Annotated in this window: 20 protein-coding genes; 10 read left to right on the top strand and 10 right to left on the bottom strand. The window is 69.9% G+C overall.

The window, feature by feature from the left end:
* Window positions 1-3: 3 nt before the first annotated feature.
* Both ACIQF0_RS07185 and ACIQF0_RS07180 read right to left on the bottom strand, forming a co-directional pair.
* Window positions 4-294 carry a DUF1905 domain-containing protein gene (locus tag ACIQF0_RS07185; RefSeq protein ID WP_360029463.1) on the bottom strand — a complete coding sequence of 97 codons (291 nt, stop codon included), beginning with the start codon at window positions 292-294 and terminating at the stop codon, window positions 4-6.
* 25 nt (window positions 295-319) lie between these two features.
* Window positions 320-772, bottom strand: a complete 453-nt coding sequence (locus ACIQF0_RS07180) for a hypothetical protein (protein WP_401025537.1) — start codon at window positions 770-772, stop codon at window positions 320-322.
* An 85-nt stretch (window positions 773-857) separates the two neighbouring features.
* Between ACIQF0_RS07180 and ACIQF0_RS07175 the strand changes: the two genes are divergently transcribed.
* Genes ACIQF0_RS07175 through ACIQF0_RS07165 form a run of 3 tightly spaced genes read left to right on the top strand, consistent with a single transcriptional unit; the run spans window position 858 to window position 4280 of the window.
* Entirely contained in the window at window positions 858-1409 is a 552-nt protein-coding gene (locus ACIQF0_RS07175) for a TetR/AcrR family transcriptional regulator (protein ID WP_401025534.1), read from the top strand.
* A 5-nt stretch (window positions 1410-1414) separates the two neighbouring features.
* On the top strand, window positions 1415-3580 hold the full coding sequence (locus ACIQF0_RS07170; RefSeq protein WP_401025532.1) for an MMPL family transporter: 2166 nt from the start codon (window positions 1415-1417) through the stop codon (window positions 3578-3580).
* A gap of 46 nt (window positions 3581-3626) precedes the next feature.
* On the top strand, window positions 3627-4280 hold the full coding sequence (locus tag ACIQF0_RS07165; RefSeq protein ID WP_401025530.1) for a hypothetical protein: 654 nt from the start codon (window positions 3627-3629) through the stop codon (window positions 4278-4280).
* Here the strand turns inward: ACIQF0_RS07165 and ACIQF0_RS07160 are convergent.
* The 4 genes from ACIQF0_RS07160 to ACIQF0_RS07145 all read right to left on the bottom strand — a co-directional run bounded on the left by ACIQF0_RS07160 (window position 4223) and on the right by ACIQF0_RS07145 (window position 8029).
* Window positions 4223-4558: a DUF6292 family protein gene (locus ACIQF0_RS07160; protein ID WP_401025528.1), complete on the bottom strand. Its 336-nt coding sequence runs from the start codon at window positions 4556-4558 to the stop codon at window positions 4223-4225. The two genes, ACIQF0_RS07165 and ACIQF0_RS07160, sit on opposite strands and share 58 nt — an antisense overlap.
* A gap of 88 nt (window positions 4559-4646) precedes the next feature.
* A complete protein-coding gene (locus tag ACIQF0_RS07155; protein ID WP_401025524.1) occupies window positions 4647-5606 on the bottom strand; it encodes a sporulation protein in 960 nt (319 codons plus the stop codon).
* Window positions 5607-5633: 27 nt separating this feature from the next.
* Window positions 5634-6791: a hemolysin family protein gene (locus ACIQF0_RS07150; RefSeq protein WP_401025521.1), complete on the bottom strand. Its 1158-nt coding sequence runs from the start codon at window positions 6789-6791 to the stop codon at window positions 5634-5636.
* On the bottom strand, window positions 6788-8029 hold the full coding sequence (locus ACIQF0_RS07145; RefSeq protein ID WP_401025518.1) for a hemolysin family protein: 1242 nt from the start codon (window positions 8027-8029) through the stop codon (window positions 6788-6790). Before ACIQF0_RS07145 ends, ACIQF0_RS07150 begins: the two co-directional genes overlap by 4 nt.
* Window positions 8030-8138: 109 nt before the next feature.
* Between ACIQF0_RS07145 and ACIQF0_RS07140 the strand changes: the two genes are divergently transcribed.
* The 7 genes from ACIQF0_RS07140 (at window position 8139) to ACIQF0_RS07110 (ending at window position 15498) form a co-directional block, all read left to right on the top strand.
* Window positions 8139-8534: a MerR family transcriptional regulator gene (locus tag ACIQF0_RS07140; RefSeq protein ID WP_360029454.1), complete on the top strand. Its 396-nt coding sequence runs from the start codon at window positions 8139-8141 to the stop codon at window positions 8532-8534.
* Window positions 8535-8567: 33 nt separating this feature from the next.
* Complete coding sequence (locus tag ACIQF0_RS07135; protein ID WP_401025516.1) at window positions 8568-10271, top strand: IlvD/Edd family dehydratase; 1704 nt, start codon at window positions 8568-8570, stop codon at window positions 10269-10271.
* A gap of 297 nt (window positions 10272-10568) precedes the next feature.
* Window positions 10569-12134: an ABC transporter substrate-binding protein gene (locus tag ACIQF0_RS07130; RefSeq protein ID WP_401025513.1), complete on the top strand. Its 1566-nt coding sequence runs from the start codon at window positions 10569-10571 to the stop codon at window positions 12132-12134.
* Window positions 12101-13105: an ABC transporter permease gene (locus tag ACIQF0_RS07125; protein WP_401025510.1), complete on the top strand. Its 1005-nt coding sequence runs from the start codon at window positions 12101-12103 to the stop codon at window positions 13103-13105. The genes ACIQF0_RS07130 and ACIQF0_RS07125 overlap by 34 nt, the downstream gene beginning before the upstream one ends.
* Window positions 13098-13982: an ABC transporter permease gene (locus ACIQF0_RS07120; protein WP_401025507.1), complete on the top strand. Its 885-nt coding sequence runs from the start codon at window positions 13098-13100 to the stop codon at window positions 13980-13982. The genes ACIQF0_RS07125 and ACIQF0_RS07120 overlap by 8 nt, the downstream gene beginning before the upstream one ends.
* A complete protein-coding gene (locus ACIQF0_RS07115; protein WP_401025504.1) occupies window positions 13976-14878 on the top strand; it encodes an ABC transporter ATP-binding protein in 903 nt (300 codons plus the stop codon). The genes ACIQF0_RS07120 and ACIQF0_RS07115 overlap by 7 nt, the downstream gene beginning before the upstream one ends.
* Window positions 14860-15498 carry an ABC transporter ATP-binding protein gene (locus ACIQF0_RS07110; RefSeq protein ID WP_401025501.1) on the top strand — a complete coding sequence of 213 codons (639 nt, stop codon included), beginning with the start codon at window positions 14860-14862 and terminating at the stop codon, window positions 15496-15498. The genes ACIQF0_RS07115 and ACIQF0_RS07110 overlap by 19 nt, the downstream gene beginning before the upstream one ends.
* Here ACIQF0_RS07110 and ACIQF0_RS07105 read toward each other — a convergent pair.
* From ACIQF0_RS07105 to ACIQF0_RS07090, 4 genes are read right to left on the bottom strand one after another with little or no spacing between them, the layout of a single operon-like run.
* The gene (locus ACIQF0_RS07105; RefSeq protein WP_360029447.1) at window positions 15470-15994 is read right to left on the bottom strand and encodes a class F sortase; all 525 of its coding nucleotides are present in this window, start codon (window positions 15992-15994) and stop codon (window positions 15470-15472) included. The genes ACIQF0_RS07110 and ACIQF0_RS07105 overlap by 29 nt on opposite strands.
* On the bottom strand, window positions 15994-16737 hold the full coding sequence (locus ACIQF0_RS07100; protein ID WP_401025496.1) for a DUF4397 domain-containing protein: 744 nt from the start codon (window positions 16735-16737) through the stop codon (window positions 15994-15996). Before ACIQF0_RS07100 ends, ACIQF0_RS07105 begins: the two co-directional genes overlap by 1 nt.
* Window positions 16738-16782: 45 nt before the next feature.
* Window positions 16783-17532, bottom strand: coding sequence for a hypothetical protein (locus ACIQF0_RS07095; RefSeq protein ID WP_401025494.1), 750 nt, complete (start codon window positions 17530-17532; stop codon window positions 16783-16785).
* Between the two features lie 25 nt (window positions 17533-17557).
* Window positions 17558-18682 carry a GAF domain-containing protein gene (locus ACIQF0_RS07090; RefSeq protein ID WP_401025491.1) on the bottom strand — a complete coding sequence of 375 codons (1125 nt, stop codon included), beginning with the start codon at window positions 18680-18682 and terminating at the stop codon, window positions 17558-17560.
* Window positions 18683-18707 lie beyond the last annotated feature (25 nt).

Below are 18707 nucleotides of genomic sequence, written 5' to 3'. Positions count from 1 at the left end.
GGCCTAGACCAGCTCGACCGTCACCTCGATGACGTCACCGGGCCCGACGTCGTTCTTCTTGCGCACCGCCGCCTTGACCGGCAGCACGTAACAGCCGGACTGCTTGTCCGGGAACACCGACGTCGACCACGTGCTGGCGCCGACCCCGGCCCGGACCTTCACCGAGCCGAAGCCGGGGCCGGGCGTGGCGATGTCGCGGATCTGGTCCGAGACGTCCTCGGGCAGCGTCACGAAGGTCCAGGTTTCCGTGCGGCGGGCGTCCCAGATCCAGAGCTCCGCGTCGAAGACGAACATCGCCCCATTCTCCACAGAGGTGGACTCAGAGGGGCGCGCTGATGCGGAACTCCTCGTCGAACCGCGCGGCCAGCGCGTCGCCCAGCCCGTCCGGCGCCCACTCACGCACCCGCTCCAGGAAGCCGGGCAGGTCGCGCCGGACCCCCTCCAGATGCGCGGTCAGGTCCGCGAGCGGGATCACGCAGACAGGCCCATCGGCAGGTGCCGGGTGGTGCCGCATCCGCACGGCGTCCTCCAAGCCGGTGCGGCAGCCGGGTTCGACCACCACCCCGCTCCCGGCGTCCCGCACGACCAGCCCACCGGCCATGATCACGCCGTCAGCCTCCAGCAGCCCGCGCAACGGTGCCGGCTCGTCCTCCCCGCCGGAGTTGTAGTCGGCGATGGCGGCCAGGACCGTACCGACCTCCTCCTGGAACATCCGACCGGACAGCGCCACGTGACTATCAGTCACCTCGACGACGGCTCGAAACTCGATCACTCACCCGTTGTGGTGACGAACGCCACCGACCATTTCGGTCGGTAAACCTACCGAACCGGTCGGTAAACGCCGTAAAGTCGGCCGCATGCCACGACAGCCCAGGACCGGAGTCGACGAGAAGATCCTCGACGCCGCCGCCGCGCTCTTCGCGCGGCACGGCTTCGAGCAGACCTCGTTGAAGTCGCTCGCGGACGCTGTCGGTCTGTCCAAGGCCGGCCTGCTGCACCACTTCCCGAGCAAGGACGCTCTCTTCGAAGCGGCGTGGGAACAGAGCCGTGTGCTCACCCGGCACGTCCTCGACCAGGTCTCAACGCTGCCCGCGGGCTCCGAGCGGGACCGGCGGTCGCTGGAACTGCTGACCGACTACGCGCTGGACCGGCCAGGACTGGTCTCGCTGCTGTTCCGGACGATGACGGCGCCGGGCGAGGACCCGCAGCAGGCGCAGGACGAGCTGCTCCTCAACGAGATGTTCGTCATCGACCCCGAGAAAGAACTGCCCCGCGCGATCCGCATCGTCGGCGCGCTCAGCTCCATGGCCGTGCTCACCCTTCTGGCCAACCAACAGGGTGAGAAGACGACATGGCGTCCCTTGATCCTCGCTACCTGCTTCGACGCACTCGGGCACCAGGAGGCCTGACCATCATGGCGAAACTGCTCTACAAACTGGGACTCGGTGCGCACAAGCACCGCCTCCCGGTCGTCCTGATCTGGCTGCTCGTGCTGATCGGCTCCGGCGTCGGCGCGTTCACGCTCGGCGGTGAGACGTCCAACTCGATGTCCATCCCCGGCCAGGAGTCGACCACCGCCCTGGAGCGCATCCAGGAGAAGTTCGGCTCCGGTGAGACCGCGTCGGCCAAGGTCGTCGTGCAGGCCCTGGACGGCCAGAAGCTGCCGCAGCACGTCAAGGCGATCACCGACCTGGTGGCCGACGAGTCCGCGCTCAAGGGCGTGCGGTCGGCGACGAACCCGCTCGACCCGGCGGCGCCGAGCGTCAACCGCGACGTCAACGTCGGCTACAGCACCGTCACCTACGACGTGAAGCCCGGTGAGGTCACCGACGAGCAGCGCGCCGAGCTGACCAAGGCCGTCGACAAGGCTCGCGCGGCGGGCCTGACCGTCGAGGTCACCGGCACCGCGATGCAGGAGACGCCGCACGTCGGCGGGCCCACCGAGGCCATCGGTGTCGTGCTGGCGCTGGTCGTGCTCGCGCTGACCTACGGCTCGCTCGTGACCGCGGGCATGAACCTGCTCAGCGCCGGTATCGGCGTCGGCATCGGCACGCTCGGCATCACGATCGCCACCGGGTTCATGGACCTGCAGTCGACGACCCCGATCCTCGCCTCGATGCTGGGTCTCGCGGTCGGCATCGACTACGCGTTGTTCATCATCAACCGCTACCGCCAGGAACTGCGCCGGGGCTCCGACGTCGGGCACGCCGTCGCGACCGCGGTCGGCACCGCCGGTTCCGCCGTCGTCACCGCCGGTCTGACCGTGGTGATCGCGCTGGTGGGCCTCGCGATCGCGGGCATCCCGTTCCTGACGCAGATGGGCGTCTCGGCCGCCGCCACGATCGTCGTGTCGGTCCTGATCGCCATCACGCTGGTGCCCGCGGTGCTGAGCCTGCTCGGCCGCCGCGTGCTGACCCGCAAGGAACGCTCCGCCACCCCCGAGAACCCGGTCGAGCCGAAGGACCGCGGTGTCATCCGCGGCTGGGCCCGTGCGATCACCCGCAACCGCGTCGTCGCGCTGCTGCTGTCGGTCGTGGCGCTCGGCATCGTCGCGATCCCGGTGGCGTCCATGGACACGACGCTGATCCAGAAGCCGCCGGCCGGCTCCACGCAGGAGCGTGCCGACCAGATCCTCGCGAAGGGCTTCGGCGAGGGCTTCAACGGCCCGATCATCGTCCTGTTCGAGGGCCAGGGTGCCGCCGCGACGGCCACCAAGGCGTCCGAGCCGCTCGCCAAGCTCTCCGACGTCGCCCTGGTGACGCCGGCGCAGCCGAGCCAGGACGGCAACGCCGCACTGGTCACCGTGATCCCGAAGTCCGGCCCGGACAGCACCGAGACCGAGAAGCTCGTCGCCGACCTGCGCGCCGAACTGTCCGACGTGGACGGTGGCAAGGCGTACGTCACCGGTGCCACCGCGGTGAGCGTCGACGTGGCCACGTCCCTGGACAAGGCACTGCCGATCTACCTCGCGGTCGTCGTCGGCCTGGCGCTCGTGCTGCTGGTCCTGGTGTTCCGCTCGCTGCTGGTGCCGCTGGTCGGTGTGCTCGGCTTCCTGCTGACCATCGGCGCGTCGCTCGGTGCCACGGTCGCGGTGTTCCAGTGGGGCTGGCTCTCCAGCGCGGTCAACCTCGAGAGCACCGGCCCGCTGATCAGCCTCACGCCGATCCTGGTGATCGGCATCCTGTTCGGCCTCGCCATGGACTACCAGATCTTCCTGGTGTCCCGGATGCACGAGGCACACCACCGCGGCGCCAAGCCGTTGGAGGCCATCACCACGGGCTTCCGCCAGGCCGCCCCGGTCGTCGTGGCCGCCGCGCTGATCATGTTCTCGGTGTTCGCGGGCTTCGTCCCCGCCGGCGAGCCGACCGTGAAGTCGATCGCGTTCGCCCTGGCCGTCGGCATCTTCGTGGACGCGTTCGTGGTCCGCATGGTGCTCGTGCCCGCGGCGCTGGCTCTGCTCGGTGAGCGCGCCTGGTGGCTGCCGAAGTTCCTGCGCTGGCTGCCGGAGCTCGACGTCGAGGGCACCGCGCTCGACGAGCTGCCGAACGAGAAGAAGAAGCAGGAGCCGGTCTCCGTCTGACCGATTCCGCTCACCGGTCCGTCATGTCCGTGATCTGATCATGGGCATGACGGACTGGTCTGTGCTGCACCACGCGTACGGCACCGCGGAGGACATCCCCGCGCTGCTGGACCGCGCCGCCACGGACGACCAGGAGGCGTGGAGCGAGTTGTGGAGCGCCTTGTGCCACCAGGGCTCCAGCTACACCGCCAGTTACGCCGCACTCCCCCACCTCGCCGAGATCGGGAGCCTCGACGCGGTCCTGCTCGCGGTGGGAATCGTCGCGGACGGCCCTGACGAGGTCCGCACCGAGCACGCCGCCGCCATCGCCACGCTGGGCACCAGGGCGAACGAACTCCTGCCCGTGACCGACGACGGTTACGAGTACCTGCTGGAAGGTGTGCTGGTCCTGGAAGGCCTGCTGCATCAGGCAGACGCCATGGCGTGGGGAGTGGCCGAGGAGGAGTACGAGATCGAGTGTCCCGAGTGCGACACGCCGATGTTCATCCTCCCCGCCGAGGGCATCAGCAAGACCGTCGAGGCGGAACGGCCGTTGCGGCCCGCTGATCCCACGACGCTCGACGGCGTCGGGCGACGGGTCTGCGAAACGGCTGCGGCGCACGGCCAGGACAAGGTCGCTCGCGTCCTCGGGTACTTCTTCGGTCAGGCGACCTGTCCGGCGTGCGACGCCGAACTCACGGTGTCCGACGAGCTGCTCTGACCCAGCAGCCGCTCCACCCACTTGGCGACCGTGCGGGGCGGGGGTTCGACCGCGCCACCGAGGTGCGCGACCACGGTCAGCTCCGCGCCGTCCTCGACGGCGATGGCCCACCCGTGCCGTTCGGTCCACAACAGGGCGACGTCGTGATCGGGATGACCGGGCAGGCGTCCGTCCACCGCGATGTACATCCGCAGCGGTTTCTGCCGGTCGATGCACGAGGACTCACCGCTCAGGCCGAGTTCTCGCGTGACCTTCAACGCGTAATCAAGCGTTTTCACACCGTCACCGCTCTCCGTCTCACCGGGGTGGCAACGCCGACTGCTTGACGCAGGGCGCGAGTACCCCGGTGAGCGGAGGGAGAAACCCTTACTCGCCGCCGAAGTCGCCGAAGTCCTCGAAGGCGTCGTCCATCATCTCGCCGACGACCATGCCGCCGACGAGACCGGCGGCACCGGCCGCGACGACCGTGCCCATGCCGGGACCGCTGCGGTGGTGGCCGCCGTGGTGACCGTGCTGGCCGTACTGGTCGTGGCCGTAGCCGTGCATCGCGCCGCCGCCGCGCTGGGCGACCTGGGAAAGCCAGCCGTTGATCGCCGACGCCCAGTCGGTGCCCTCGGACTCCTGGTGGGACACGCGGAAGTGACCGAACGCGTCACCGCCCGACGAGAACATCCCGCCGCGCTTGTCGGCCTCCAGGATCACGAACAACTCGTGCGGGTTCGCCACGAAGGTCAGCTCGACCTGCTGGACGGCACCGGCGAACTGCGCGGGCGGGAAGAACTCGATCTCCTGGTAGAAACCGAGCTCCTGCGGCACGCCGTGCAGGCGGCCGGCCTCGACGTCGGCGCTGCGGAACGAGAAACCGAGCTGCCCGAACGCGGTGAGCACCGCGTCCTGCGACGGCAGCGGGTGGACCAGCACGGGGTCGAGGTCGCCCTTGTCCGGCGCGCCCGCGATCACGAGCTCGGTCCGCACGCCCACGGTCATGCCGGGCAGCTGGCCGCCGCCCACCGCGGTGATCGGGGTCTCCCACGGGATCGGCAGCTGAAACGGGATCGCGACCAGCTGACCGGCCCCGACCCGCACGCCCTGCTGCACGACGACCCGCAGGAACTCGGACACGCCGCCGTACTCGTGGTCACCGCGCTCGACCTCGACGCGGGTGACGAGCGACAGCACGACCTGGCCGATCTCGGCGTCCGCGCTGCCACCCTGGATGCGCACCTGCCCGGTGACGACCTGGCCGGGCGAGGCGTGCGGCGAGTCCAGCACGGTGTCGACCGACGGGCCACCGACGCCGAAGGCGCTGAGCATCCGCTTGAACATTTGTGTTTCCTCCCTGGGAAACTCCGGTCAGCGGGCGCTGACCGGACGGGTGTCGGTTTCATCCTCGAAGTCGCCGATCAGCTCTTCGAGGAGGTCTTCCAATGCGGCGATACCAACGACTGTGTTGATCGGCCGCTCCTCCGGAGACGGCGGCGAGTTCGCCTCGAAGTCGGCCGTCCGGTCACCGCTTCGGCCCGAATCGCCTTCGGCGGTCGACCCGAAGAGGCGTCCGGACGACCGACGCGAACTCGCGTCTTCGACGAGGGCTAGCTGCGAGCGTTCTGCACGCATCGCCGTCACGGCCTGGGCCACCGGCATCGACGCGGGCAGCGTCAGCACCGGGCCCATCAGCTCGCGGGCGGAGGGATCCTCGCCGCGGGCCGTGGCACGCATGGCCTCGCGGATGTGCACGAGTCCGACGTACCGGCCGCCGAGCCCGGTGACCGGGAAGCGCGACCGTCCACACTGGAGGCTGCGCTGTTCGATCTCCCGCGCGGTGGTGTGCTCGGTGACCGTCGACGTCTCCGCCACGGGCACCATCACCTCGCTCACGGTTGTGCGCTGGACCTGCAGCATCCTGGTCAGCAGCCGTTGCTGGGCCTCGGGAATCAGGCCGTGCTCCGCGGACTGGCGCAGCAGCATCCGCAGGTCGTCCGGCCGGTGCGTCTGCGCCAGCTCGTCCTGCGGCTCGACCTTCAGCAGGCGCAGCAGGCCGTTCGTCACCGAGTTCAGTCCACTGAGGAGCCAGCGGACCGAGCGGGCGAACGCGCGGAACGGCAGCGCCAGGATCAGCGCGGACCGTTCGGGGTCCGCGATGGCCCACGACTTCGGCGCCATCTCGCCCACGACCATGTGCAGGAACACCACCAGCACCAGGCTGATCGCGAACGCGATGCCGTAGGCGAACGCCTCCGGCAGGCCGGTCAACCGCAGCGCAGGTTCCAGCAGGTCCGCGACGGCCGGTTTCGCCAGCGCGCCCAGACCCAGCGTGCACAGCGTGATGCCGAGCTGCGCGCCCGCGAGCATCAGCGACAGCTCACGAACGCCCGCCACGGCGGCGCGGGCCGCCCTGGACGTCTCGGCGGCCTGCTCCAGGCGGTGCCGCTTGGCCGCGATCAACGCGAACTCGGCGGCCACGAAGAAGCCGTTCAAAGCAAGCAGCACAACGGAGATGACGATGCTCATCGGGACAACACCACCGAGTCGGGCACGTTGCGCGCCACCGCGGTGACCACCAGGCGCACCCCGTTCATCTCGATCTCGTCGCCGGCCTGCGCCACGCGGCCCAGCCGATGCAGCACCAGACCGGACACCGTGTCGTACGAGTCGTCGGCAGGGAGTTCCACGCCGGTGACGTCCTCGACCTCGTCCAGCCTCATGCGACCGGGCACGCGCCAGTCGTCGCCGACCTTCTCGATCATGTCGGCCACCCGGTCGTCCTCGTCGTGGATCTCACCGACGAGCTCCTCCGCCAAGTCCTCCAGCGAGATGACGCCGGCGAACCCGCCGAACTCGTCGACCACGCAGGCGAGCTGACGGCGTTCGGTCCGCAGCCTTTCCAGCACCGCGGGCAACGGCAGCGTCGCCGGGACGACCAGCGCGGGCGAGGCGATCTTCCCGATGGCGATGACGGACCGCTGCTCCGGCGCCAGGGTCAGCACCTCGGCCAGCCCCACGACACCGCGCAGGTCGTCAAGGTCGTCACCGATCACCGGGAAACGCGAGTTCCCGGTGTCCAGCAACGAGACCACGCGCGCGGCGGGTTCGTCGCACCGCACGGTGTGGACGTTGACGCGCGGCGTCATGGCCTGCTCCGCGACCAGTTCGCGGAAGCCGATGCCGTGCTCCAGCAACCGGGTCAGCTCGGGGTCGAGGTGGCCCTGCTCCCCCGCCTCCTCGACGATCTGCCGGAAGTCCTCCGGCGTCGCGCCCTGCGGCAGTTCCTCGACGGGCTCGATGCCGATCGCGCGCAGCAACCGGTTCGCGGCCGCGTCGAACAACCGGATCACGGGACCGGCGATCTTCAGGTACACCAGGGTCGACGAGCTCAGCGCCAGCGCGAGCTGTTCTGGCCGCGCGATCGCGAGGTTCTTCGGCAGCAGCTCGCCGAGCACCATCTGCACGAAGGTGGCGAAGGCCAGCGCGATCACCATCGAGCCCGGCACGCCGAGCCCGGTGCCGAGCAGCGGCTCGGCCACGTACCCGACGAGCAGCGCCGTCACCGTGATGCCGAACTGGGCACCGGACAGCATGAACGAGAGCTTCTGGGTCACGCGGTAGGCGCGGTCGGCGGCCTTCGAGCCGCCCTCGGCCATCTGCTGCAGGCGGCCGCGATCGACCGCCATGTACGCGAACTCCTGAGCCACGAAATACCCCGTGGCCACGGTCAGGACCACGATGGCGAGCAAGCCGGATGCGATCAACAAGACGCACCCGGCCACGTACTACAGCCGTCTACACCGGCTTCATCAGGCATGTTCCAACAGTAGCACGTGGCACTGTATGGTTTTGGTGACCGGGGAGGTGACCGCTGTGGCCGAGGCACTGCTGAAGATCGGCGAACTCGCCGCCCGCGCCGGCGTGAGCATCCGCACCGTCGACTACTACACGACGCTGGGCCTGATCAGCCCCGCCCAGCGCACGGCGAGCAACTACCGCCTCTACCGCGGCGACGACGTGGACCGCATCCACCTCGTGCAACGCCTGGAGGTCCACGGTCTTCCCCTGGAGGACATCGCCCGCGCGTTCACCGCCGCTCCCGCCGACACCGCGGCCGTCCTCGGGCAGATCGACATGGACCTGCGCACGCTCCAGGAGGCCGCCGACGCCGCGTCGCCGGCGATGCACGGCCTGCTGTCGGTGATCGCGAACCGCGTCCACTCGCTGATCACCATCGCGCTGCAACTGCCGCCGGACCTCCCGATGTAGTTAAGGTCGGAGGTGACCGCAAGGAGGCGCGCAGTGGGACTACGCAGCGAGCACTGGTACGCAGGTCAGGACCGCAACGCCTACATCCACCGCGCCTGGATGCGCCGCGGCGTCCCGGACGACGCCTTCTCCCGGCCCCAGATCGCGATCGCCAACAGCGCGTCGGATCTCACGCCGTGCAACGCGCACCTGAACGAGGTCGCGCAGTCCGTCTCCAACGGCGTGTACGAGGCCGGCGGCATCCCGCTCAACCTGCCCGTGGTGTCGCTGGGCGAGACCAACGTCCGCCCCACCGCGATGCTGTGGCGCAACATGGCCGCGATGGCCACGGAAGAAATGCTGCGCGCCAACCCCGTGGACGGCGTGGTGCTGCTCGGCGGGTGCGACAAGACGATCCCGGCGCTGCTGATGGCCGCCGCGTCCGTCGACATCCCGGCGGTCGTGGTGCCCGGCGGGCCGATGCTGACCGGCACGTTCCGCGGCACTCCCCTGGGCTGCGGAACGGACGTGTGGCGGCTGTCCGAGGAGGTGCGGGCAGGCACGTTGTCGCAGGAGGCGTTCGTCCGCTCGGAGTCGGCGATGATCCGCAGCCGCGGCCACTGCAACACGATGGGCACGGCGTCGACGATGGCGTTGGTCGCGGAGGCCCTGGGCACCACCGTCCCCGGCGTCGCGGGCACTCCGGCGCCGGACAGCAGGCTCCTGGAAGCGAGTCACGGCACCGGACGGCTGATCGTCGAGCTGATCGAGAAGGACCGGCGTCCCAGCACGTTCCTGACCAAGGCGAACTTCCACAACGCGATCGTGGCGCTGGCCGCGATCGGTGGCTCGACCAACGCGGTGGTGCACCTGCTCGCGATCGCCGGGCGCCTGGGCGTCGACCTGACGCTGGACGACTTCGACCGCATCGGCTCCGGCGTGCCGCTGCTGGTGGACCTCCAGCCCGCGGGCCGGTTCCTGATGGAGGACTTCCACCGCGCGGGCGGGCTTCTGGCCGTGCTGCGGGAAGTGCGCGACCTGCTCGACCCCGACGCCCTGTCGATCACCGGCAACCCGCTCGTCGACCACCTCGACGACGCGCCGATCTGGGAGCCGGAGGTGATCAGGAGCCGCAGCGAGCCGATCATCGCCGAGGGCGGCATCGCGGTGCTGAGAGGCAATTTGGCGCCATCGGGATCTTTGATCAAACCGGCAGCGGCGTCGGCGCATCTGTTGCAGCACCGGGGCAGGGCCGTGGTGTTCGACAGCATCGAGGACTTCCACGCCCGCATCGACGACCCGGATCTCGACGTGAACGCGGACTCCGTGCTGGTGCTGCGCGGTTGCGGCCCGCGCGGCTACCCCGGCATGCCGGAGGTGTCGAACATGCCGTTGCCGAAGAAGCTGCTGGAACAGGGCGTGCGCGACATGGTCCGGATCTGCGACGGGCGCATGAGCGGGACCGCGTACGGAACCGTTGTGCTGCACGTGGCACCGGAGGCGGCGGCAGGCGGACCACTCGGGCTCGTCCGGACGGGCGACGTCATCGTGCTGGACGTGGCGAACCGCCGCATCGACGTGGAGGCGCCGGACTTCCTGTCCCGCACGCCGAACGCCGCGACGGTGTCGGCGTTCGCGGCACCGAAACGCGGCTGGGAACGGCTCTACGTCGACCACGTCCTGGGCGCCGACACCGGAGCCGACCTGGACTTCCTGGTCGGCTCCAGCGGTAGCGACGTCACCCGCGAATCACACTGAACTCAGTGCGCGTGCTGGTGTTCCTCGACGTGACCCGCGTCGTGCACGTGCGTGTGTGAGTGCGTTTCTCCGTCGTGCGTATGGGTGTGCTCGTGCTCGACGTGATCGTGCGCGTGTTCGCCATGCGGATGCGTGTGAGTCGTGTCGCCGTGACTGTGCTCGTGGGTATGCACTCCGTTGGTCATGCCTCGATGCTGGCATGAGTCCGACTTGAGCGCACAGATGCAAGATCTTGCCTATTGCAACTCCCTTGCTGTTAGCTGCTCGCGGCAACACGGACTTCTGGGGAGGATCTGCATGCGGCGAGCTGTTCTGGCGGCCCTCGTTCTGGTGGCGGGGTGCTCGTCTCCCGACGGCGCGACGACCGGTTCGGCCGCGTCGATCGTCATCGGCGCGGGCAGTGAACCGGAGAACCTCAACCCCGTGCTCGGCTACGCGCCGGACGGCGCCGCGAAGATCTTCGACGGGCTCGTGACGCGGGACGCCTCGCTGGCTCTGAAACCGGCGCTGGCCGCAGAACTGCCGGCCGCGTCGGCGGACGGCCTGACGTGGACGGCCAAGCTGCGCAAGGACATCACGTTCTCCGACGGCACGCCCGTGACCGCCGAGGACGTCGTGTTCACCTACAGGTCCGTGGTGGACAAGAAGGTGAACTCCACGATCGCCTCCCGGTTCGACGCGCTGACCGAGGTGAAGGCGGTCGACGCGAGCACCGTCGAGTTCACGCTCTCCTACCCGTACGCCCCGTTCGCGCAGCAACTCGCGCTCGGCATCGTGCCCGCCGCGAAGCTCACCGGCACCGACATCAACAGCGCGCCGTTCAACACCGCCCCGGTCGGCACCGGCCCGTACACGGTCGAGTCGTGGCGCAAGGGCGACCGGCTGATCCTCAAGGCCAACGAGAAGTACTGGGGTGGCGCGCCCGCGATCAAGACCGTGACCGTGGTCTTCGTGCCGGACGACAACGCCCGCGCGACCCGCATGGCCGCCGGCGAGTTCGACGGGACGGTGCTGCCACCCAAGCTCGCCCAGACCTACCGCGACCGGTCCGGCTACCAGATCGTGCGGAACCCGTCCGCCGACTACCGCGGTCTCGGCATCCCGTCCGAACTGCCGTTCACCTCGTCGCCGCAGGTCCGGCGCGCGATCAACCTCGGCATCAACCGCCAGGCCATGATCGACGCCGTGCTGGCGGGCTCCGGCAAGCCCGCGTCCACGCCGATCTCGCCGTACCTGAAGGACTGGTACAACGACAGTTCCGCGTTCGGCTACGACGTCGCCGAGGCCGAGAAGCTGCTCGACGAGGCAGGCTGGCGCAAGGGAGCGGACGGCAAGCGAGCCAAGGACGGCCAGCCCGCGAAGCTGCCGGTGCTCTACCCCGCGCCGGACGTGCTGCGCAAGGAACTGGCCCTCGCCACGGCCTCCGACATCGCGAAGCTCGGCATCGACGCGCCCGTCGAGGCCACCACGTTCGAGATCATGCTGCAGCGCCAGAAGGAAGCGGCAGCGGTGTGGGGCGGCGGCGACCCGTACGACCCGGACACGGCCGCGTACACGTTGCTGCACTCCCGTTACGCGGGCCAGTCGGGCTACGTGAACATGACGCTGTACAAGAACTCCACTGTGGACACCGCGCTCGACACCGCGCGCCGCAGCCTCGACCCGGCCGCACGCAAGAAGGCCTACAACGAGTTCCAGACCGCTTACGCGGCCGATCCCGGCTGGGCGTTCCTGGTGTTCCTCGACCACACCTACGTGCTGCGCGACAAGTGGAACGGCCAGGAGACCCAGGTCGAGCCGCACGACCACGGCCTCGTGCACGCGGTGTGGTGGAACCTCGAGCGCTGGACGCCGAAGTCGTGACCCGGTCGATCGCCCTGGTCGCGTTGCGGCGCCTGGCCTTCGCGGTCCCGGTGCTGCTCGTGGTCAGCTTCGCGCTGTTCGTGCTGGCCAAGGCCAGCCCGTTCGACCCGGTCGAACGCTACTTCGGCGTCCGGATCATCGGCGCCTCCCCGGAACGCGTCGCGCAGCTGCGCGAGAACTGGGGCGTCGACGAACCCGTCGCCACCCAGTACTGGGCCTGGCTGCGGCACGCCCTGGCGGGCGACCTCGGCGACTCGCTGTCGTTGCAGCAACCCGTGTCGGCCGTGATCGGCGACCGTCTCGGGTGGACGGTGCTGCTGGTGTCGGTCGGCTTCGCGCTGGCGTTGCTGCTCGGGCTGGTGCTGGGCACGCTCGCGGCGTGGCGGCAGGGGTCGTGGCTCGACCGTTCGATCACGGGCAGCTGCTACGCGCTGGAAGCGGCGCCGGTCTTCTGGCTCGGCCTGGCGGTGCTGTACGTGTTCGCGCTGCAGTTGCGCTGGCTTCCCGGCGGCGGTGTGACCACGGGCTCCGAACCGGTGTCCGTCGGCGGGGTCGCCGTCCACATGGTCCTGCCCGTGGCGGTGCTGGCGATCTCGCAGGCGCCGTGGTTCGTGCTGTTCGTGCGGCAGAACCTCCTCGAATCGTTCACGCAGGACCACGTGATCGGCGCGCGGGCTCGTGGGTTGCCCGACCACCTGGTGGTTTCTGGGCACGCGTTGCGCACCTCGCTGCTGCCGTTCCTGACCCTCCTCGGCGCGCGACTGCCCGAGCTGATCACCGGGGCGTTGCTGGTGGAGACGGTGTTCTCGTGGCCGGGCATCGCGCGGGCGACGGTGGAGGCGGCGCTGAACGTCGACTTCGCGTTGCTGGGCGCGTTGACCGTGATGGCGACGGGTGTGGTGTTGCTCGGCAACCTGCTGGCCGACGTCCTGTACGCGCTGGCCGACCCGAGGGTGGCGCTCGATGGCTGACCTGCTCTGGCGTCCTGCCCCGCGCAGCCGCCTCACCGCCGCGAGCCCGCCGCGGTCGCCTCGCTGGCGGCTGCTGCCGTCCGCGATCATCCTCGGCGTCGTCGCGCTGACCGTCCTGATCGTGCCGCTGGTCGTGGAGCTCAACGAGCAGTACGTCGACCTCGCGATCGCCAACCAGCCGCCGTCCGCCGCGCACCTGTTCGGCACCGACGAACTCGGGCGTGACGTGTTGCTGCGGTGCGTCTACGCGCTCAGGGTCTCCCTCACCGTCGGTGTGGTCGCCGCCGTGATCTCCGCGATCGCCGGCACTGCGGTCGGTGCGCTCGCGGGGTCGATCGGCGGCTGGTTCGACCGGATCATGATGCGCGTGGTCGACGCGATCGCGTCGGTGCCGCACCTGTTGCTGGGCATCGTGATCGTCGCGATCCTGCGGCCGAGTCTGTCCGCCGTGATCATCTCGATCGCCCTGACGCACTGGCTCACCGCCGCCCGGATCGTGCGGTCGGAGGTGCTGTCGTTGCGCACCAGGCCGTTCGTCGACGCGGCGATCGTCGGTGGCGCTTCGAGACTTCAGGTGATGACCCGGCACCTGCTGCCGAACGTCGCCCCGCAGGTCCTGCTCGCGACCACGCTGATGGTGCCGCACGCCGTGTGGCACGAGACCGCGTTGTCGTTCCTGGGCCTCGGTCTGCCGCCGCACGCGGCCAGCATCGGCAACATGATCAACGACGCCCAGCGCTCGTTGCTCATCGGCGGCTGGTGGATGTCACTGGCGCCCGGACTGCTGCTGATCATCACGACGCTGGCGGTGTCCGGCGTGAGCGGTGTGTGGCGGGACCGGCTGAACCCCAAGCGGCGCACGGAGTTGACGTGGTGAACCTGGAGATCGACCGGGTGTCGGTGCGGTTCGCGCTCAAGGGTGCGACCGTCGAGGCCGTGAACGACGTGTCGTTGCGGATCCGGCCCGGAGAGTGCGTGGCGCTGGTCGGCGAGAGCGGCTGCGGCAAGACGGTGCTGGCGTCGGCGTTGCTCGGGTTCCTGCCGGGCAACGCGGAGACCTCCGGCAGTGCCCGGCTCGGTGAGGTGGACCTGCTCGCGGCGACCGACCACGAGCTCGCGACGACGATCCGCGGCCGGCAGATCGGCCTCGTCCCGCAGAGCCCGGCGAGCCACCTGACGCCGGTCCGCACCGCGCGTTCCCAGCTCGAAGAGGCCGCGCGGGTGCTCGGCGGAGACGCCGCGAACGCCGCAGAACGGGCAGGTCTGCTCCCCGAGCACCTCGACCGCTACCCGCACGAGCTGTCCGGGGGCATGGCGCAGCGCGTCGCGAACGCGCTGGCGCTGGTCGGCAACCCGTGGCTGCTGATCGCCGACGAACCGACGACGGGCCTCGACCGCGATCTCGTGGACGGCCTGCTGGACGAGTTCCGCAGGCTCGTCGACGACGGCCACGCCGTCCTGCTGATCACGCACGACCTCGCGGCGGCCCACAAGATCGCCGACCGGATCGCGGTGATGTACGCGGGACGGATCGTCGAGGTCGGCCCGGCCCACGAGGTGCTCGACCACGCGAAACACCCCTACAGCCGGGGACTCGCCAACGCTCTGCCGGAACGGGACTTCCTCCCGATCCCCGGCCAGCCGCCCCTGCTCACCGACCTGCCCGCGGGCTGCGCGTTCGCCCCGCGCTGCGAGCAGGCCACCGCGATCTGCGAGGACCGCCCCGTGCTCACCGACGACCCGCACGCCGTCGCGTGCCACCGCCCGTGCTGACCGCGAACGGCATCACCGCCGGCTACCGCGAACCGGTGATCACCGACGTCAGCCTCACCGTCCAGCCTGGACAGACCGTCGGTCTGGCCGGACCGAGCGGGTCCGGGAAGTCCACTTTGGCCCGTGTGCTCGCGTTGCTGCACAAGCCGTTCGCAGGCACCGTGGAGATCGACGGCGAGACGGTCACCGGGTTCCGCTTCAAGGCTCAGCAACGCACCAGGATCGGCGTGCTGTTCCAGCAGCCCCGGCTGTCCGTCGACCCGCGCTTCACCCTCCGGCAGGCGATCGCGGAGCCGTTGAAGAACCAGGACCGCGTCGAGGAGCTGGCGTCGCTGGTGATGCTCACCGACGACCTGCTGGGCCGCCGCCCGCACGAGGTCAGCGACGGCCAGTTGCAACGCGCCTGCCTGGCCCGCGCACTCGCGCTGAACCCGCGCTACCTGATCTGCGACGAGATGACGACGATGCTGGACGCCTCCACGACGGCCGCGCTGGTCGGCGTGATCCGCGCCTACCAACGTGAATCGAACGCGGGAGTTCTCGCGATCTCGCACGACGCCACGCTGCTGACGAGGTGGGCCGACGAGACCGTCAGACTTTCAGCACCGCGTCCACGATGACGTTGTTGCGGTAGCTGCCCGCGACTCGGTCGAAGTCGCCTCCGCACGTCACCAGCCGCAGCTCCGACAACGGCGTCGGCCCGTACACGGCGTCCGTCGGGAACGCGGTCTTCTCCGTCGTGTGGGTGCTGCTCACGACGAACGTGAGCTTGCTGCCGTCCTCGCGCTCGACCAGCACCTCGGCACCGGGCTGCAGCTCGGGCAGCCGGAAGAACACCCCGGGCCCGGTCTTCGAGTCGACGTGGCCCGCGATCACGGCCGGACCGGCGTCTCCCGGCGCGACGCCCTTGGCGTACCACCCGGCCTTGTCCGCGCGCGTCGGCGGCTCCAGCACGCCCGCGGAGTCCACCTTCAACGCCTCCAGCGACGTGTCGACGCCGATCGACGGGATCAGCACCGTCACCGGTTCCGGCACCTCGTCGCCGCCGGGTCCCTTGACCACGTAGATCAGCGTGACCAGCACGGCCGCTCCCATCAGGAGCTTGCCCTTGGCCATCAGCCGAACCGGAACAGCCGGCCGCGCACCGAGTACATCGCGACGCCCACGATGAGCGCGATCACCAGCGCGGTGAGCCAGTCCCAGCCGCCCGCCATGCCACCGAACCCGGTCTCCTGCCCGCCACCGGGCACGACCTCGGCGGCCTTGGCGTCGGTCCTCAGCTCGATCCGCCGGGCGCTGACCAGCAACGAGTAGACGCCGCCGGGTTCGAGCGCGGCCTCCAGCGTCGTGGAGTCCTTCCCGCGCGGCAGCACCTGCAGCCCGTCCTTGCCGGGCAGCATCACGACGTAGCCGGTCGTGGAGTTCGCCTGCACGTTGCGGTGCACGAACACGCTGCCGCGCAGCAGGTCCATCTCGGCGTCGCCTGCGTTGATCACCCGCAGCCGCGCCTGGCCGTTCGGCGGCAGGCTGACGTCGTCCTCGAGGACCTTCATCGAGGAGGCGATGTCGATGACCGTGTACGCCTTCCCGGCTTCGGTCTTCACGAGCACGGACCGCAGCACCGGGCTCCCGGGATCGGCACCGGCCGTGCGGAAGTCGACGACGTGCTCCCCCGCCTCGACCCGGCGGTACTCGTAGAGCTGGGCGTAGTCGAGGGTGCCGAGCTTGACGCCGTCGAGCGTGGCGTCGACGCGCGCCTGGTCCATCGAGAAGTGTCCCAGGCGCACGTACGTGCCTGTCGCGGCGTGCGCGGGCGTGGCCGTGAACAGCAACAACAGCACAACTGCGAGCACTCGCACGTGGACACCTCCCCTCACTGGAGGTGTCCACGATAACTCGGCTGATCAGCTCCGTGGGAACTGATCAGTGACGTCCAACCCGTCCGGCAGCACCGCGAACAGGTCGACCGGCGTCCGCTGCGACACCATCTCGCTGCGATGGGCGCGCTTGAGCCGGTCCCTGGCGACGACGACCTGCTGGCTCGGCGCGGACAACACGAGGACCGGCACCGCTCCCTGCGCGACGTGGGCGCTCACCCGGTCCGCGGTCCCGCGCCCGAACTTGAGCACCTTCCCGTACCGCGTCAGGTAGAGCAGGTTCTCCTCGCCGCGCAGGCGTTTGAGCTGCCGCACCTCCCCGGTCTCGTCGTCGCGTCCCCACGTGCCGTGCGACTTCGTGAGCCAGCGGAACCCGGTCCACGGCAAGCCGTGCACGTCCGTCGCGAGCACGGTCCAGCCGGGCCGGAAGTACTTGGCGAGGCGAACCTTCACGGTCGTCGCGGCGATGAACTCCGAGTTCTCCCGCCAGGTGCCGTCGAGCTCCAGCCGGTGCGCGATCTTCTGCACCGCCGGGTCCGGCACGGACCTGTCGTCCAGGCACACCAGGCACCTCGTGCGCCAGCCGACGCCGCACGAGCGCGCGACACCGCACCAGCCGCACTGCTGGATCTGCACGGGCGCACCGCCTGGCCGGTCGAGCAGCACTTTCATCTGGTCGGACACGACCTGCAGGCACGGCGCGCACAACGAACACCACGCGACCTCGGTGACATCCTTGCGCGGCAACCGGGTCATGCAGTTGATGCACTGCTTCACTTTTGCCCTCCCCTTGCGGGAAAGCCTATTCCAGCGCCCTTCGCAGGCGCGAGGAGACGAGAGCGTGACGAGGATCGGTGACCGGGAGCAGCAGGTGCAGGCGTTCGAGCACCTCGGCGTCCTCACCGCTGTCCGCGAACGACAGCAGCGCGTCGAGATCTCCCCGCTCCAGCACGCCCTTGCGCACCGCGGCGGCGAGGTCGACCCGTTCCTCGCGGACCACCGGAGCGTCCGAACGAGGTAGCAGATCACCGCTGTAGTGCCGGGTGGCCTTGCCCGCGTCGCCGGAACGCAACGCCGTCCGCACGTCGAGGAAGTCGCCGCGCACCACCGCATCGAGCCGATATGGCCTCGTCAACAGGACACCACCGAGCTGCGCACGCAGCCGATGCAGCTCCGCGCGGACCGTGGTCGGGTTCCCACGTTCACCATAGAGCAACAACGCGAGTTGCTCCGCCGTCAGTCCCTTGGGGTGCAGCGCGAGCGCGGTCAGCACCTCCGCGTTGCGCAACGTCAGCCCCAGCGGCCGTCCGTCGAGATCGGCGTGCGGCCCGCCCAGGAAGTTCAGCGTGAGCACGTGCTGCCGCGGCGCGAACTGCCCCAGGTGGTGCTCGGCCAGCCGGGCGGCCGCGGACACGAGCTGCGCGACGGCCGGGTGCATGGTCTTGAGCGGCCCGCTGACGTCGACGACCCCCAGCAGCAGCCCCGTGTGGGGGTCGTGGATCGGGCTCGCCGCGCACGTCCAGCCGTGGTAGGTGCGCACGAGGTGCTCGCGGGAGTGCACGGTGACGGACCTGCCGGTCGCCAGCGCGGTGCCCATCGCGTTCGTGCCGATGACGTCCTCGCTCCAGCGCGACCCCTCGGTGAGGTGGACGCGTTCGGCCTGGTGCCGGATCTGGTTGTCGCCCTCGCACCAGAGGATGTGGCCGCGGGTGTCGGTGACGATCATGATCGTGTCGTCCATCGACAGCGTGTGGGTGAGCAGCGGGACGGTCGCGGCCAGCGGGTGTGCGCCCCGCAGGTCCGCGATCTCGTCCGGCCCGTAGACGACTGGCGCCTCGTGCCGGTCCGGATCGACGCGCGCGTCGAGGGACCGCCGCCACGACTCGAAGATCACCGGCCGGGCGGAGCCCAGTTCGCCGGGGTCCATCGGTCCAGGATGCAGCCCGTACCAC

Source organism: Lentzea sp. NPDC092896 (assembly GCF_044754905.1).
Lineage (GTDB): Bacteria > Actinomycetota > Actinomycetes > Mycobacteriales > Pseudonocardiaceae > Lentzea.
Note: the sequence above shows the minus strand (reverse complement) of the source record. Positions and strands in the feature narration are given on the sequence as shown.